This is a genomic window from Amycolatopsis sp., from assembly GCF_035546795.1.
Taxonomy (GTDB): domain Bacteria; phylum Actinomycetota; class Actinomycetes; order Mycobacteriales; family Pseudonocardiaceae; genus Amycolatopsis_E.
In genome coordinates, this window is the sequence record NZ_DASZWC010000052.1 from 1 (window position 1) to 14,679 (window position 14,679).

Genomic DNA, 14,679 nt, shown 5'->3' on the forward strand with positions numbered 1-14,679 from the left:
AAGTGCCGCCCCCCGGCACTTCGGCGCGACGGGTGCACCCCGACGATGTGGAGGTACCGCGGTGAACGAGCCGATCCTCGAACTGCGCGGTGTGAACAAGAGTTTCGGCCCGGTGCACGTCCTGCACGACGTGGACCTGCAGGTGCGCGCGGGGGAGGTGACCGCGCTCGTCGGCGACAACGGCGCGGGCAAGTCCACGCTCGTCAAGTGCATCGCCGGCATCCACGGCTCGGACAGCGGCGAAGTGCTGTTCAACGGCGAACCCGTGCACATCCACAACCCGCGTGAAGCGGCCGCGCTGGGCATCGAGGTCGTCTACCAGGACCTCGCGCTGGCCGACAACCTGGACATCGTGCAGAACATGTTCCTCGGCCGCGAGCGGACCAGTTCCGGACTGCTCGACGAGGCCTCGATGGAACTCGCGGCGCGCAAGACGCTCGCGTCCCTGTCCGTGCGCACCGTGAAATCCGTGCGCACCCCCGTCGCCGCGCTTTCGGGCGGGCAGCGGCAGACCGTGGCCATCGCGAAGGCGGTGCTGTGGGAGAGCAAGGTCGTGCTCCTCGACGAGCCGACCGCGGCGCTGGGCGTCGCGCAGACCCGCCAGGTGCTCGACCTGGTGCGCCGGCTCGCCGAGCAGGGCCTCGGCGTCGTGCTGATCAGCCACAACATGAACGACGTGTTCGAAGTCGCGGACCGGATCGCGGTGCTCTACCTCGGCCGGATGGCCGCCGACGTCGCGGCCAAGGACGTCACCAACAGCCAGGTGGTCGAGCTGATCACCGCGGGCCGCTCCGGCGATCTCGGACTGGCCCGCCCCGAAGTCGCGGCCGTTTAGGCGAGGAAGAGAAATGACTGAGACTCCCATCAAGCCTTCCGATCCGGACGCGGCGATCACCGACTTCGGCATCGACACCACGTCCCGGAGCTCGTCCGAGGCGATCGGCGACTACTTCCGGCGGCTGCGCGGCGGCGAGCTGGGCGCGGTGCCCGCGCTGCTCGGCCTGCTGGTGCTGGTGCTCGTGTTCACCGGGCTGTCGGACTCCTTCCTGACGCTGAACAACATCGCCAACCTGTTCGCGCAGGGCGGCGGCCAGACGATCATCGCGATGGGCATCGTGCCGGTGCTCCTGCTCGGCGAGATCGACCTGTCGGCCGGCACCGCCTCGGGCGTGTGCGCCTCGGTGATGGCACTGCACTTCACCCAGAACGGAAACCTGCTCGGTCAGCTGGGCAGCCCGCTGTTCTACGGGTTCGTCATCGGCGCGGCCGTCGCGGTGGCGCTGTGCGTGTGGATGCGGATCTGGATCGGCGCCGCGCTCTCGGCGGGCATGATCCTGATCTTCCTGCTCGGCATCCCGGCCAACCCGTGGATCGAGATGCTGCTGGCGGTCTGCATCGGCGCGGTCATCGGCAGCCTGACCGGCGCGCTGGTGGCCAAGATCGGCATCCCGGCCTTCGTCGTGACGCTGGCGTTGTTCATCGCGTGGTACGGGGTGGTGCTGGCGCTGGTCGGCCAGGGCGGCACGATCCCGATCCGGGACAGCCAGGTGCTTTTCGATGTCGCCAACGGCAACCTCAACATCGTGGGCAGCTGGATCATGTTCGTCCTCGCCGGCGGCGGTTACGCCGGGGTGGTGCTGTTCCGGCACTTCTCGCGGCTGCGGCACGGGCTCGTGGCCCAGCCGACCACACTCATCACGGTCAAGGTCGCCGCGGTGGTCGTACTCGGCGCCGTGGCGACGTATCTGCTGTGCGTCAACCGTTCGCCCAACCCGAACCTGACGACCATCGAGGGCATCCCGTACGTCATCCCGATCATCCTGGTGCTGCTCGTCGTGGGCACCTTCGTGCTCGACCGCACCCGCTACGGCAGGCACGTCTACGCGGTCGGCGGCAACAAGGAGGCCGCGCGGCGGGCCGGGGTCAAGGTCGACAAGATCCGGATGAGCGTGTTCGTCATCTGCTCCTCGGTCGCGGCGATCGGCGCCATCGTCTACAGCTCGAAGGTCGGGTCGGTGGACGGCAACGCGGGCAACGGCAACACCCTGCTGTTCGCGGTCGGTGCCGCCGTCATCGGTGGTACTTCGCTGTTCGGCGGCCGGGGCCGGCTGCGCGACGCCGTCATCGGCGGGCTCGTGCTGGCGACCGTCCAGAATGGTCTCGGACTGCTCGGATACCAGGCCGATACAGTGAACATCACCACCGGACTGGTCCTGCTGGTAGCGGCTGCCGTCGACGCCCTGTCCCGCAGGCGCGCCGCGGCGGCACGCTGACGGGCGTGCGCACCACCGGAGGCCACGCCGGTACAGCAGCAGGGAAGACGAGGTGACGAGCACACCCACCGCCGGGACACGCCCGGACGACGTCCGTCGCCACAACCGTGCGGCACTGCTGCGCAGGCTGCACATCGACGGTCCCTCCACGAGGGCCAGCCTGGCCACCGCGCTCGGCCTCAACCGCAGCACCATCAAGGCGCTGGTGGACGGGCTGGCCGAGGACGGGGTGGTCGAGGAACGGGTGCCCGCGCAGCGCAGCGGCGCGGGCCGCCCGTCCCTGCTGGTGCTGCCGCAGCCGCAGGCGGCGGTGGTGCTGGCGATCGACATCCGGGTCGAGCGGGCCTCCATGGCGCTGGTCGGGATCGGCGGCCAGATCCTGGCCCGCGACAGCTGGAAGGTCCGCGACGGGAACCGGGAACCGGTCGAGGTGTTCACCAAGATCGCGGACTACTTCGGGCCGCTGATCGCCGAGCAGGAGGCCGCGCCGGTCGCCATCGGTGTCTCGGTGCCCGGCGTGGTGCGGCATTCCGACGGTTTCGTGCACGAAGCGCCGAACCTGCACTGGGCCGACGTGCCACTGGGCGCGTGGCTCTCACGCACCCTGAAGCTGCCGGTGCACATGGGCAACGACGCCGAACTCGGCGCGGTGGCCGAACATCTGCGCGGCGCCGCTCGTCGCGCGGAGGACGTCGTCTACATCAGCGCGGACGTGGGCGTCGGTGGTGGCGTCATCTCCAACGGGCTGTCGCTGCGCGGCGCGGGCGGGCACCACATCGGCGAAGTCGGCCACATGGTGGTGCGGCCCGGCGGGAAGCGCTGCTACTGCGGGGCGCAGGGCTGCTGGGAGACCGAGGTCGGGGAGCGGGCGCTGTGTCGCGCGCTCGGTATCGACGAGGACTCGCCGGTCGGCGCCATAGTCGCGGAGCTGCGGGCGCTGAGCGCGAAAGGCCCGGAAGCGTTGTCGCGCTTGGACGAGTTCACCGAGTGGCTGACGCTCGGGCTGGGCAACGTGGTGAACCTGCTGTGCCCGCAGCTGGTGGTGCTCGGCGACCTGTTCACCGCGCTGCCCGCCCCGCTGGTCGCGCGGGTGGAGCAGGTGGTGCGGGAACGCAGCCTGGTCAGCCGCGCGCTCGGCGGCACCAGGGTGGTGACGTCCGCGCTGGGTTCGGACGCCAAACTGCTCGGCGCCGCCGAGCTCGCCTTCGAGACGGTGCTTTCCGACTGGTGAGCGTTACTTCACTTCGTTGAGCCGCCCGGTCGCCACGTCGAACACGAAGCCCCGCACGGAATCCTTGCGCGGCACGAACGGGCTGGCCTTGATCCGCGCGATCGACTGCCGCACATCGGCTTCCGGCTCGGTGAAGGCCTCGGCCGCCCACGCGGGCCGGATGCCGACCTCGTCTTCGATGGATTTCTTGAACCCGTCGTCGGTGAAGGTCAGCATGCCGCAGTCGGTGTGGTGGATCAGGATGATCTCCTCGGTGCCGAGCAGGCGCTGGCTGATCGCGAGCGACCGGATCTCGTCCTCGGTGATCACCCCGCCGGCGTTGCGGATCACGTGGGCTTCGCCCTCGTGCAGGCCGAGCGCGCCGTACACGTTGATCCGCGCGTCCATGCAGGCGACGACGGCCACGTGCTTGGCGGGCGGCAGCGGCAGCGGGCCGGTGAAGCTCTCGGCGTAGCGGGCGTTGTTCTCGAGCAGTTCGTCGGTGACGGACATTGTCATCCCTCGTTTCGGTTGAGCTGTCCGGACGCGAGTGGACCGCCGTCGGCAGGTATGCGCAACCAGGTCCAGATGCTGAACCGGCTCAGCCGAGCGCGGCGACGGCGCCGAGCACCCGGCGGATCGCCGCCTCGTGGCCGGTGGCCTTCTGTCCATTGAGGACTTTCCGGATCGAGGCCAGGTGCACTGTGCGGTACGCGGCCAGCGCCAGCGCGGCGGTCAGCTCTGCGTCGCGCACGCCGGTGCGTTTCATCGCGGCGGCGACCTCGGCCTCGGCGGCTTCGAAGAGCTCGCGCACGTAGGCCAGCAGCGGTCGTGAACCGGCGACCAGCCGCCAGAACGGCACGAACTCCGGGCGTATCGCCGCGAGCGGATGCCCCTGCCTGCTGAGCCCCACCAGCAGATCGCGCAACGCCAGCACCGCCGACGTGCCTTCGGTGCGGTTTTCGATCGCGCCGGTCAGCAGGCCGATCGCCTGCGGGTAGCGGTCGAAGAGCAGGTCCTCTTTCCGCGGGAAGTGCGCGAACACGGTCGGCCGCGCGACCTCCGCGGCCTCGGCCACCTGCGTGACGGTCACGGCGTCGAAACCGCGCTCCAGGAACAGTTCGGTGGCCACGTCGGAGATGCGGTCACGCAGCTCCGCCTTCTTGTCCTCGCGCCGGCCCATAAAAAAAACATACTCGGTATGTTTTTGCTAAGGTGGCCGGCATGTGTAATCTCGGCGTCAACTACGACACCGGTCTGGTCTTCGAAGGTCGCAGCACCCGGCGGTCGTTCGACGAGGACGTGGCCCGGCGCGAACTGGAGATCATCGCCCGCGACCTGGGGGCCACGGCGGTGCGGATCTCGGGCAGCGATCTGGACCGGCTCAGTGCCGCCGCCCGGCTCGCCGCCGGCCTGGAGGTGTGGTTCGCCCCGGTGGTGCACGGGCTCGAACCGGACGAGCTGGTCGCGTTCCTGACCGAGGCCGCCCGTCGCGCGGCGGCGCTGCCGGGCGACCCGGTGCTGGTGCTGGGGTGCGAGATCTCCTTGTTCTGCAACGGTTTCGTGCCTGGCGACGGGCTCGCGGGCCGGGTGGCGACGATGTCCGGCCCGGCGGCGTGGTCCGATCCCGCCACCTTCGCCGAGCTGGCCGCGGGCCTGGCGAAGTTCAAGGCCACGCAGCGGGAAATCGCCGAAGCCGCGCGGAAGGTGTTCCCCGGCCGGATCACGTACGCGGCCGGGATGTGGGAGGACGTGGACTGGGAGCTGTTCGACCTCGTCTCCATCGACGCCTACCGCGATGCGGCGAACGCCGGGAACTTCGCCGAGCAGGTCCGTGCGTACCGCCGGTTCGGCAAGCCGGTCGCCGTCACCGAGTTCGGCTGCTGCACCTACCGTGGCGCGGCCGAGCGCGGCGGCTCGGGCTGGCTGATCGTGGACGAGCGGCGCACCCGCGTGACGGGGGAGTACCAGCGGGACGAGCAGGAGCAGGTCACCTATCTGCGGGAGCTGCTCGACGTGTTCGAGGCCGAGGGCGTCGATTCCGCGTTCTGGTTCAGCTTCGCCGGTTTCGAGCTGCCCCGCCGCGAAGACCCCGAACGGGATCTCGACCTGTCCGCGTACGGCCTGGTCGCTGTGCTGGAAAACGCTTACGGCACAACGTATCCGGACATGCGCTGGGAGCCGAAGGCGGTGTTCGCGGAGTTCGCTCGGCGCACCAGCCGGAAGAACGAACGCACCTCGTCCACGTAGTGAACCCGCCCTCCGTTCCTACCCGACGGCCCAGGAAACGTCGAGCGAATCGAGCAGGTCCCGCGGCTCCACGGCCTGCCACGGAGTCAAAACCCCTGCGGGGGCGCCGTTTCCGGCCACCCGGATGGCGACCTCGGCGGCCACCTGAGCGGTCGTGCCGTAGGTGTCGGTGCCGGTGATCGTGCCGCGGCGGCCGTCGGCGTCCACGGTCAGTCCGAAGTGGACCGACCGGCGCGCCTCCTCGGAACGGGTTTCGGGCAGGGTCTCCACGATCTCCGGGGTCACGGCGGTGAACCGTCGCAGCAGCGCGCTTTTCCCGAACGCCTCGACGCGCCGGGCTCGCACATGGCGCGGCACGGTGATGATCTCGGGCATCGCGAACCGGGTCAGCCCGGGCGGATCCTCCCGCGGCACATCCCTCCGCCACGTGCCGTCGACGTAGACGAGGCCGCCGCCGGTGAAGCTGTCGAGGTTCGCCAGCGCCGTGCGGCCGCTGCCCCGGGACAGGGCGGAGCCGGTGGTCTCGTGCACCAGGCGGAGTTCGTCCACCGGCCCGTCCGCGGTGAGGCCGGCGAGCAGGTCGGCGAGGAAACCACCGTCGTTGACCATCGGCACGATCGTCGTGGGGGCTTCGCCGTAGCCGGCGAAAATCCTTGCGAGATAATCCTGTTCACCGTTGGTGTCGAGGTAGGTCGCGCCGGCCGAGATCGCCCCTCGCAGTACCCGCTCGCCCCAGACGGTGAACGGCGCGACACAGTTGATCACCACGTCGAGGCCCCGGAACGCGGCGGCGAGCGCGTGTGGTTCGTCGAGGCCGGCGACGCGGATCTCGGCGCCGGGTGGGGCGGACTCGGTCAGCCGCGCCCTGTCACGGCCGATCAGGATCGGGGAAAGGCCCCTTCGGTGGAGTTCGGCGGTCACCAGGCCCCCGGTGAAACCGCTCGCGCCGTACACGGCGATCTTGCTGCTCATGAAAATTGACGCTACGGCCGGGCGCGGGCCCCGCACATGGCCGAAAATCTCGCGCACATGTCCGGACGTCCCGCGCCGGCACGGTCCTTTGCGGACGCCTGATCAGAGTTCGAGCGCGGCCTCGGCGGCGCACGCGGCCCGGCATGGCCACGGCTGGCCACATGCCTGACAGCGGGTGCCTGTACGCAGATGCTGGGTGAGGACTTCGACCGCGCTGTGCCGGTACTGCGCCAGCAACGTGTCCCAGGTCTGCGGGGCCTGTTCCGAGATGTTCTCCGTCATGAAGATCACGACCTTTCGGCGTCCTGACATCGGTGTCGGGGTAGAGACGCCGCATCGACATCCAACTTACGCCAGATCCGCCGGCAGGCGGACCGGACGAGCCAACACTACGTTTTCCGCGTGAGGGCCGCGTCGGTTCCGGCCCCGGCGTGTCGGCGGCAGCCGTAGCGTGATGCGCCTCCCGAGGCCGCTGCCCTGGTCAGCCGCCCGCCATCGCCCCGATCACCAGGAACGGTTCCTTGCCGAGGACGACTTCCGCCGGCAGTGGCGTATCCGGAGCGTCGTGCGAAAGGTCCTCCTCACAGGCGAAGAACCGCACGAACGGGCGGCGGCGCAGGGTGTTCTGGTCACGGATCGTGCCGCGCAGCACCGGGAACCGGGCCTCGAGCGAGTCCAGGACGGCGCGCTGCGTGACCACGCCCGTCAGCTCCAGTTCCACCTCACCGTGCACCCCGGCCAGCTTGCGCAGATGTGCCGGCAGCACCACCCGGATCATGACAAGGTCTGGACCTCGACCGACAGCACCGTCGGCAGGTCCCGCACGATCGGATCCCAGCTGTCCCCGGCGTCGCGGGAGGCGTAGACCTGCCCGCCCGTCGTGCCGAAGTACACCCCGCACGAGTCGAGCGAGTCCACGGCCATCGCGTCCCGCAGCACGTTGACGTAGCAGTGTTCCTGCGGGAGGCCACGGGTCAGCGCCTCCCATTCGCCCCCGCCGCTGCGGCTTCGGTACACGCGCAGCCTGCCTTCGGGCGGGAAGTGCTCGGAGTCGCTCTTGATCGGCACCACGTACACCGTGTCCGGCTCGTGCGCGTGCACGTCGATGGCGAACCCGAAGTCCGTCGGCAGGTCGCCACTGATCTCGTGCCAGTTGTCCCCGGCGTCGTCGCTGCGCATGACGTCCCAGTGTTTCTGCATGAACAGCACGTCCGGCCGGGCGGGGTGCTGGGCGAGCCGGTGCACGCAGTGCCCGACCTCCGCGTCCGGGTCCGGGATGCCCTCGGACCTCAGCCCGTGGTTGATCGGCCGCCAGCTCTCGCCCTTGTCTTCGCTGCGGAAGACCCCGGCCGCGGAGATCGCCGCGTACATCCGGGACTCGTCGCGCGGATCCAGCTTGATGGTGTGCAGGCACATCCCGCCCGCGCCCGGTTGCCACGACGGGCCCGACCGGTGGGTGCGGAGACCGGGCAGCTCCTGCCAGCTCAGCCCGCCGTCGGCCGAGCGGAACAGCGCCGCGTCCTCGACCCCGGCGTAGACCAGGTCGGGGTCGGTGGGGGAGGGCTCGAGATGCCACACCCTGGCGAACTCCCACGGGTGCGGGGTCCCGTCGTACCACTGGTGGGTACCCGGGGTGCCCTCGTACTCGAACTTGTTGCCCACCGGTTCCCACGTCCGGCCGCCGTCGTCGGAACGCTGGATGAGCTGGCCGAACCAGGCGGTGGACTGCGCGGCGAACAACCTGTCCTCCTGCGCGGGGGAGCCGGCCAGGTGGTAGACCTCCCAGCCGGCGAAATGCGGGCCGCTGACGTCCCATTGCCGTCGAGTTCCATCGGCTGTCAGCACGAAAGCGCCTTTGCGCGTGCCGACCAGCACCCGTACACCGGTCATGGCTTGCTCCTCGGTTCGATGCCCCGGGCCGCAAGCCTTGCTCCCGCCGCGCGTCCGCGCAAGAGCGGCCGGGCCTCAGCCCACCGGGCCTTCGGCGAGCGTCACCGAGGCGCTCTGCTGCTGTCCGGTCCGGTCGACCCAGGTCAGGGTGACCTTGTCGTTCGGGTGCAGGGAGTCCATCACCGTGGTCAGCCCGGTCGCCGAGTCCACGGTCTTGCCGTTGACGCCGATCAGGGTGTCGCCCGCCGCGAGCCCCGCCTGGTCCGCCGGGCCGCCGCTGACCGTCTGCTGGATCAGCGCGCCGCCGCTACCTTGGGTGTCGCCGCTGTCCGGGCCGGCTTCCTGCGCGTCGGCGACCGACACCCCGAGGAACGCCGACGATCCGATGTGGACGGTGTCGGAACCGGTCCCGGCCGCGATCTGCTTGGCGATGGTCAGCGCCTGGTTGATCGGGATCGCGAACCCGGTCCCGCCGGTGCCGCTCTGCCCGCCGCGGCGGCCGAACTGGTAGCCGGTGGACGCGGCGGTGTTCATCCCGATGACCTGGCCATTGCGGTCGGCCAGCGCGCCGCCCGAGTCACCGGACTGGATGTTGGCGTTGACCTGGATGAGCCCTTCGAGCTGTTCGGAGCTGCCGCTGGATTCGTCGCTGGCGGTGATCGACTGGTTCAGCGCGGTCACCGTGCCCGCCGCGACACTGGGCGTGCCGCCCGTGCCCCCGGCGTTGCCGATGCCGACGATCGCGTCCCCGGTGGCCACCTTCGACGAGTCGCCAGTGGTGATCGTGGCCAGGCCGGACGCGTTCTGCAGCTGCAGCACCGCGACGTCCTCGGACCGGTCGTAGCCCACGACCGACGCCTGGTAGGTCTTGCCGTTGCCGATGTCGGTCACCGAGATGGAGGTGGCCCCTTCGACGACGTGGTTGTTGGTGAGCACCTCGCCGGTCGAGGTGAGCACCATGCCGGTGCCCGCCGCCTGCGCCTGCTGGTAGCCGAGCGTGGTGTTGATGTCCACCAGCCCCGGATCGACCTTCTGCGCGACCGCGCCGGCGTCCAGGGACTGGGTCTGCCCCTGGTTGGAGGTCTGGGATGAGGAGGAGGAGCCGCCGGGGGACAGGCTCAGCGAGTTCGAGTTCGACTGGCCGACCCCGGCGACCAGGAAACCGACACCGATCAGCGCGGCGAGGGCGACCGCGCCCAGCGCCAAGCCCAGGCTCCGCAACGGGCCTGGTTGCCTGCGCTGCGGCGGTCGCGGAGGCAGGGGCGGGTAGTAGCTCATGACACCAGTGAACGCGCGCCTGCTGAGAACTGCCTGCGCCGTATCCGTGAAACAGCTGAGAAACCGGGCCGGGCCCACCTCGGCTCCCGGACGACGGCGTGACCACAATGGACGGATGACCCTGCTACGTTCGGCCGGTTTGTTCCTGCTCGCCGCCCTGCTGGAGATCGGCGGCGCGTGGCTGGTGTGGCAGGGGGTGCGAGAACACCGCGGCTGGGTGTGGATCGGCGGCGGGCTCATCGCACTCGGGTTGTACGGTTTCGTCGCCACCCTGCAACCGGACGCACAGTTCGGCCGGATCCTGGCCGCCTATGGCGGCGTGTTCGTCGCCGGATCGCTCGCGTGGGGCATGGTGGCCGACGGCTACCGCCCGGACCGCTTCGACGTCATCGGTGCGCTGATCTGCCTGGCCGGTGTAGCGGTGATCATGTATGCCCCGCGCTGACGCATACACCACGTGCACACCAGCACCCGCGCAACCGCCACCGAGCAACGCGACGGCAACCACCCGCGCAACCGTCACCGAGCAAACGCGACGGCAACCACCCGCCCGGGCCACAGAGCGCGCTCTGCGCGCGGCCGTTGCTGTCGCAGGGTGAGGGGAAAAGATCAAGAGATTGCCCTCGCCGGGCGGGCTGGCTCCAGGATGAAGGGGGGTCCGTAGCTCGGCCGACGGTTCCAGCGTGGCTGGGTGGGGAGCCGGGTTTCATCCCGTCGCCTGCTTCCAGGAGTATCACTTTTCCCTGGGCCCGCACGCTTTGGTCTTTCGGGCGGCGGTTCCGGCGCAGGGTGCGGGCCCAGGGCAAAGTGATTTCGGGGTCGCAGGCGACGGGATGAAACCCAACTCTGGGGCGGCCCGCCCCTGCGCTACGAGACGCTGGCCAGATAAGCCTCGGTCTTCTCCGGCTCGAAGAACCATTCCGCCATGTCCGGCGGGTTGTTGAAGCCGCCGGCGAAGCGGTTGGCCACCTTCTCGTTGGTCTGCGCCACCCCGAGGATCTGCTGGATGTTCTCCGGCGGCGGCAGCAGCATCGTGTTGGTCAGCTTCACGACGTGCTGCGCGTACTCCCAGTACTTGTCGAACGCGCCCTGCATCCACTCGCGGTCGAACGGCTTGTCCCCGTGCGCCAGAATCGAGTCCAAATAGGACTCCGCGCACTTGGCCGCGTTGTTGGCGCCCTGGCCCGTCACCGGGTCGTTGGCCACCACCACGTCGGCCATGCCGAGTACGAACATGCCCGAAGGCAGCTCTCCGACCGGATGCCGCACCACCGGCGGGTAGCCACCGGTGAGCACGCCGCGCCGGTCGGTCAGCTGGGCGTCGTGGAAGCGTTCGTACTCCCACGGCGCGAACTTGCGGAACAGTTCCTTGTGCCGCGCCAGCTGTTCCTCCGGCTGCGGGCGGTCGCGGAACTGGTCCAGCGGGCCACCGGGAACCGCCGAAAGGTACAGGATGTCGCTCGGGCCGGTCAGCGTGTAGCCGGGCATGTGGATGAGCTCGCCGATCCCGGGCAGCACGTCGAGCCACACGTTCACCGAGCCGGGGAACTCCGAGCGCGGCACGAGCCCGTCGACGTAACACACCGCGAGATGCCGCTGCGGCTTGGTGAACGGCGAGCGCGACGGGTCGCGGTCGAACAGCTGCACCAGTTCGCCCTTGCCCGCGGCGACGATCACCAGGTCGTACATGCTCGCCAGCGAGTTCAGGTCGGCCGTGGTCACCCCGTGGATGATCACCTTGCCGCCGCGCTCCTCCAGCAGTTCCAGCCAGGCCGACATCTTCACCCGCTGGTCCACCGACTGCGCCGGCCCGAGCTCCCACAGCCCGCGCCAGTTCAGCAGCCGGTTGCCGTTCTCGTCACCGAGGCTCAGGCCCTGGTGCGTGATCGCGGGCGCGACGTCGTCCCACAGGTTCAGCCCGTGCTTGCGCTCGATGGTCAGCGCGTCGTGGAACATGCACTGTGTCGAGGTGACATACCCGGCGCGAAGCTCGTCCGGGGTGCGCGCCGACATCAGCGTGACGTCGTAGTCGTGTTCCCGCAAAGTCAGGGCGAGCTGGAGGCCGGACTGGCCCGCACCGACGATCAGGATCTTACGCATGCGCGCGAACCTTCCCCGATTCCGAAACTTCAGCCAAGGACAGGGTGTAGGAGACCAGTTCCTGCAGCGCTGCACTGGTCGAGGCGCCGTCGCGGGCGTCCACGGTGATCAGCGGGACGTCCGCGCGCAGCGCGAGCGCCTCGCGGACCTCCTCCAGATCGTGGGCCAGCTCCCCGTCGAACAGGTTGACCGCCACGATGAACGGCAGGTCCGAGTCGTTCTCGAAATAGTTGATCGCCGCGAAGGACTGGTCCAGCCGTCGCGTGTCGACCAGCACGATCGCGCCCAGCGCCCCGCGCGAGAGGTCGTCCCACAGGAACCAGAACCGCGCCTGCCCCGGCGTGCCGAACAGGTACAGCATGAGATCCGGGTACAGCGAGATGCGGCCGAAGTCCATCGCGACCGTGGTGGTGGTCTTGGTGCCGTCCGGCGGCAGGTCGTCGGTCCCGACACTGGCCTCGGTCATCCAGGCCTCGGTGTTGAGCGGGGGAACCTCCGATACCGACCCGACCAGCGTCGTCTTGCCGACCCCGAAGCCACCCGCCACCACGATCTTGGCCGAGATCGTGAGCAGGCCGGGATCAGACGGGGAGCTGCTTGAGTCCATTGAGGATCCTCTCGAGCACGTTCCGGTCGTGGTGATAAGCGTGCGCCGTGGGGTGGATGAACACCGCGCCCTGCGCGGCCAGGTCGCTGACGAGGACACGCACGACGCCCAGCGGGATGGACAGCATCGACGACAGCTCGGCGAGCGAGACCTGCGAGCGAGCGCGTTCGTAGAGCGCCCTGGACTCCGGCATGAGCTTGTCCGACAGCGCCGGGTCGTAGCGCGGCACCGAGATCAGGGTTTCCACCAGCAGCTGGTGGCGTCCCCTGGTGCGGCCGCCGGTGAGGGTGTACGGCCGGATTCTCCTGCTGCGCGGCTTTTTCACCGGTTGTCCCCGCCCCGGATCCTCAGACATCGTGATCACTTCCTTGTCCGGCTAGCCGAGCGGGCGGCGGGCGGTGAGCACGCGGCGCAGGTCCGCGCGGGTCTCGGGGGTCAGCGCGTGCCCGGCGTGGGTGACGAACTGCGTCATCTCGTAGGCGACGACCTTCATGTCGCATTCCGGACCGGTCAGCACCGCCAGCCCGGCGCCGCTGTCGATGCCCATGAACAGGAAGTATCCGTGCGAGAGCCGGATGATGATCTGCTCACAGCTGCCCTTGTCGAACAGGCTCGCGCTGTTGCCGGCGAGGCTGAGCAGGCCGCTGGCGATCGCGGCGAGCTGTTCGGCTTCGGTGGTGCTCATGGCGTCCGACGCGGTCAGCGGAAACCCGTCGGAGGACATGATCAGCGCATGGCTCACACCGTGCACTTTGCGGACGAAGTCGTTGATCAGCCAGGTGAAATCCTGTGCCGGATTGCCGTTGTTCTCGTCCGTCACTGCTTTCCTTCGGTGGAATCCGTGTCCTGCTGGTCATCTCTGGCGGCACGCTCCCCGTCGGCGAACGCGTCGAGGTCGGCGAGCAGCTTGTCGTGGCCCGCTTTCCGGTCCGGCGCCGGCGGCGGCGGCACGGGCTTGCCGTTGGGGTTCTTGAAACTCTGCGACACCCGGCGCGGCAGGCCGCTGGCGGTGGTGCCGCCGACGGCCGGCGGGGACGGCGTCGGACGGGGCCGCGGCGCGGGCGGGGCCTCCGCCGTCGCGGTGCGGCGGGGCAGCCCGCCGGCACCGGCCCGTCCGGCGGGCACCTCGGGCACGAACCCCGGGGCGGGTTCGGGCTTCTGCTGCGGGAAAACCACGGTCTGCGCGCCGGACCAGTTCGCCTCCGGCAGTTCGCTCACCAGCGAGGCCGGCAGCAGCACCGAAGCGGTGGTGCCGTGGGGGACACGGCGGTCCAGCCAGGTGCGCATCTCGTGCCGCGCGGCGAGGCGGCGCACGACGGCGAGGCCCATGTGCCGCACGGCGTCGTCGTCGAGCACCGGGGCGTCGGCGAGCCGGTGGTTGAGCTCGGCCAGCCTCTCCGGCGGCAGCCCGATGCCCTCGTCCTCGATGCGCACCAGCACGCTGCCCTGCTCGGTCAGATGCGCGCTGACGCGGACAGGAGCGTTGGGGGGAGAGGATTTCGTCGCGTTGTCGAGCAGTTCGGCCAGCAGCCGGGAAAGGTCCTCGGCGGCGAACCCGACGACCCCGAGTGAGACGACCCGGCCGATGGTGACGCGCGAATAGTGGTCGATCGAGGACATCCCGGCGCGCACCACGTCCACGAGCGACGAGGTGTCCGCGGCCGCCTCGCTCGCGTCACGCCCGGCGAGCACGCGGAGGTTCTCGGCGTTCCGCCGGAGCCGGGTGACCAGGTGGTCCAGGCTGTACAGCTCCGCGAGACGGTCGGTGTCCTCCTCCTTCGACTCCATGTCTTCCAGTTGGGAGAGCAGGGAATCGACCAGGTTGAGGTCACGCAGCGCCACGTTCGCGCAGATCGCCGCCAGCGTTTCGTCCGAGGACTTCTCATGGCTGTCCGGGGCCGCGGGCGCCGATTCGAGCACCAGGGGCGGCCGGATCTGCGCCGGAGGTGCGTTGAGGAACTGCGCGGCCGCTTCGCGGGAGCGGTCCAGCAGTGCTCGTGACCGGTTGAGCAGTTCTCGAGCCCGCGTTGCCATCTACTCCACAGCTTTCTCGTCGCAAACGGGCGAAGGAGCCGGCCCCCGAATTCCCCGGCCGCCCG

17 protein-coding genes are annotated in these 14,679 nt (G+C 69.7%); 5 read left to right on the forward strand and 12 right to left on the reverse strand.

Features of this window, described 5'->3' with window-relative positions; genetic code table 11:
* Positions 1–61 precede the first annotated feature (61 nt).
* The 3 genes from VHD82_RS27275 to VHD82_RS27285 are packed head-to-tail and all read left to right on the forward strand — an operon-like array spanning position 62 to position 3,504.
* Positions 62–835 (forward strand): ATP-binding cassette domain-containing protein, encoded by a 774-nt coding sequence (locus VHD82_RS27275; RefSeq protein WP_325710018.1) that lies wholly within the window; start codon positions 62–64, stop codon positions 833–835.
* Positions 836–848: 13 nt separating this feature from the next.
* Entirely contained in the window at positions 849–2,273 is a 1,425-nt protein-coding gene (locus VHD82_RS27280; protein WP_325710021.1) for an ABC transporter permease subunit, read from the forward strand.
* A gap of 52 nt (positions 2,274–2,325) precedes the next feature.
* A complete protein-coding gene (locus VHD82_RS27285; RefSeq protein ID WP_325710024.1) occupies positions 2,326–3,504 on the forward strand; it encodes an ROK family transcriptional regulator in 1,179 nt (392 codons plus the stop codon).
* 3 nt (positions 3,505–3,507) lie between these two features.
* Here the strand turns inward: VHD82_RS27285 and VHD82_RS27290 are convergent, their stop codons facing one another.
* Positions 3,508–3,996: a carbonic anhydrase gene (locus VHD82_RS27290; RefSeq protein WP_325710027.1), complete on the reverse strand. Its 489-nt coding sequence runs from the start codon at positions 3,994–3,996 to the stop codon at positions 3,508–3,510.
* 88 nt (positions 3,997–4,084) lie between these two features.
* The gene (locus VHD82_RS27295; RefSeq protein ID WP_325710030.1) at positions 4,085–4,666 is read right to left on the reverse strand and encodes a helix-turn-helix domain-containing protein; all 582 of its coding nucleotides are present in this window, start codon (positions 4,664–4,666) and stop codon (positions 4,085–4,087) included.
* Between the two features lie 41 nt (positions 4,667–4,707).
* On the opposite strand from VHD82_RS27295, the gene VHD82_RS27300 reads away from it, so the two are divergent.
* Complete coding sequence (locus tag VHD82_RS27300) at positions 4,708–5,733, forward strand: hypothetical protein (protein WP_325710033.1); 1,026 nt, start codon at positions 4,708–4,710, stop codon at positions 5,731–5,733.
* Positions 5,734–5,751: 18 nt separating this feature from the next.
* Here VHD82_RS27300 and VHD82_RS27305 read toward each other — a convergent pair whose 3' ends face one another.
* From VHD82_RS27305 to VHD82_RS27325, 5 genes are all read right to left on the reverse strand, one after another.
* The gene (locus tag VHD82_RS27305; RefSeq protein WP_325710036.1) at positions 5,752–6,705 is read right to left on the reverse strand and encodes an NAD(P)H-binding protein; all 954 of its coding nucleotides are present in this window, start codon (positions 6,703–6,705) and stop codon (positions 5,752–5,754) included.
* Between the two features lie 102 nt (positions 6,706–6,807).
* Complete coding sequence (locus VHD82_RS27310; RefSeq protein ID WP_325710039.1) at positions 6,808–7,017, reverse strand: hypothetical protein; 210 nt, start codon at positions 7,015–7,017, stop codon at positions 6,808–6,810.
* A 169-nt stretch (positions 7,018–7,186) separates the two neighbouring features.
* Positions 7,187–7,483: a MoaD/ThiS family protein gene (locus VHD82_RS27315; RefSeq protein WP_325710042.1), complete on the reverse strand. Its 297-nt coding sequence runs from the start codon at positions 7,481–7,483 to the stop codon at positions 7,187–7,189.
* Positions 7,480–8,595, reverse strand: coding sequence for an exo-alpha-sialidase (locus tag VHD82_RS27320; protein ID WP_325710045.1), 1,116 nt, complete (start codon positions 8,593–8,595; stop codon positions 7,480–7,482). The genes VHD82_RS27315 and VHD82_RS27320 overlap by 4 nt, the downstream gene beginning before the upstream one ends.
* A 75-nt stretch (positions 8,596–8,670) precedes the next feature.
* Positions 8,671–9,873, reverse strand: coding sequence for a S1C family serine protease (locus VHD82_RS27325; protein WP_325710049.1), 1,203 nt, complete (start codon positions 9,871–9,873; stop codon positions 8,671–8,673).
* A gap of 115 nt (positions 9,874–9,988) precedes the next feature.
* Between VHD82_RS27325 and VHD82_RS27330 the strand changes: the two genes are divergently transcribed.
* Complete coding sequence (locus VHD82_RS27330; RefSeq protein ID WP_325710052.1) at positions 9,989–10,318, forward strand: YnfA family protein; 330 nt, start codon at positions 9,989–9,991, stop codon at positions 10,316–10,318.
* A gap of 422 nt (positions 10,319–10,740) precedes the next feature.
* On the opposite strand, the gene VHD82_RS27335 is transcribed toward VHD82_RS27330, so the two are convergent.
* The 5 genes from VHD82_RS27335 to VHD82_RS27355 are packed head-to-tail and all read right to left on the reverse strand — an operon-like array spanning position 10,741 to position 14,614.
* Positions 10,741–11,973 carry a styrene monooxygenase/indole monooxygenase family protein gene (locus VHD82_RS27335; RefSeq protein ID WP_325710055.1) on the reverse strand — a complete coding sequence of 411 codons (1,233 nt, stop codon included), beginning with the start codon at positions 11,971–11,973 and terminating at the stop codon, positions 10,741–10,743.
* Positions 11,966–12,580, reverse strand: coding sequence for a GTP-binding protein (locus VHD82_RS27340; protein WP_325710058.1), 615 nt, complete (start codon positions 12,578–12,580; stop codon positions 11,966–11,968). Before VHD82_RS27340 ends, VHD82_RS27335 begins: the two co-directional genes overlap by 8 nt.
* Positions 12,555–12,935, reverse strand: coding sequence for a DUF742 domain-containing protein (locus VHD82_RS27345; protein WP_325710061.1), 381 nt, complete (start codon positions 12,933–12,935; stop codon positions 12,555–12,557). Before VHD82_RS27345 ends, VHD82_RS27340 begins: the two co-directional genes overlap by 26 nt.
* 21 nt (positions 12,936–12,956) lie before the next feature.
* Positions 12,957–13,400: a roadblock/LC7 domain-containing protein gene (locus VHD82_RS27350; protein ID WP_325710064.1), complete on the reverse strand. Its 444-nt coding sequence runs from the start codon at positions 13,398–13,400 to the stop codon at positions 12,957–12,959.
* Positions 13,397–14,614: an ATP-binding protein gene (locus VHD82_RS27355; RefSeq protein ID WP_325710067.1), complete on the reverse strand. Its 1,218-nt coding sequence runs from the start codon at positions 14,612–14,614 to the stop codon at positions 13,397–13,399. The genes VHD82_RS27350 and VHD82_RS27355 overlap by 4 nt, the downstream gene beginning before the upstream one ends.
* Positions 14,615–14,679 lie beyond the last annotated feature (65 nt).

Coding starts and splice junctions, on each gene's coding strand:
- VHD82_RS27295 (WP_325710030.1), bottom strand. CDS start 4,666: ATGGGCCGGCGCGAGGACAAGAAGGCGGAGCTGCGTGACCGCATCTCC.
- VHD82_RS27310 (WP_325710039.1), bottom strand. CDS start 7,017: ATGTCAGGACGCCGAAAGGTCGTGATCTTCATGACGGAGAACATCTCG.
- VHD82_RS27330 (WP_325710052.1), top strand. CDS start 9,989: ATGACCCTGCTACGTTCGGCCGGTTTGTTCCTGCTCGCCGCCCTGCTG.
- VHD82_RS27340 (WP_325710058.1), bottom strand. CDS start 12,580: ATGGACTCAAGCAGCTCCCCGTCTGATCCCGGCCTGCTCACGATCTCG.
- VHD82_RS27300 (WP_325710033.1), top strand. CDS start 4,708: ATGTGTAATCTCGGCGTCAACTACGACACCGGTCTGGTCTTCGAAGGT.
- VHD82_RS27320 (WP_325710045.1), bottom strand. CDS start 8,595: ATGACCGGTGTACGGGTGCTGGTCGGCACGCGCAAAGGCGCTTTCGTG.
- VHD82_RS27335 (WP_325710055.1), bottom strand. CDS start 11,973: ATGCGTAAGATCCTGATCGTCGGTGCGGGCCAGTCCGGCCTCCAGCTC.
- VHD82_RS27315 (WP_325710042.1), bottom strand. CDS start 7,483: ATGATCCGGGTGGTGCTGCCGGCACATCTGCGCAAGCTGGCCGGGGTG.
- VHD82_RS27290 (WP_325710027.1), bottom strand. CDS start 3,996: ATGTCCGTCACCGACGAACTGCTCGAGAACAACGCCCGCTACGCCGAG.
- VHD82_RS27305 (WP_325710036.1), bottom strand. CDS start 6,705: ATGAGCAGCAAGATCGCCGTGTACGGCGCGAGCGGTTTCACCGGGGGC.
- VHD82_RS27355 (WP_325710067.1), bottom strand. CDS start 14,614: ATGGCAACGCGGGCTCGAGAACTGCTCAACCGGTCACGAGCACTGCTG.
- VHD82_RS27325 (WP_325710049.1), bottom strand. CDS start 9,873: ATGAGCTACTACCCGCCCCTGCCTCCGCGACCGCCGCAGCGCAGGCAA.
- VHD82_RS27280 (WP_325710021.1), top strand. CDS start 849: ATGACTGAGACTCCCATCAAGCCTTCCGATCCGGACGCGGCGATCACC.
- VHD82_RS27345 (WP_325710061.1), bottom strand. CDS start 12,935: ATGTCTGAGGATCCGGGGCGGGGACAACCGGTGAAAAAGCCGCGCAGC.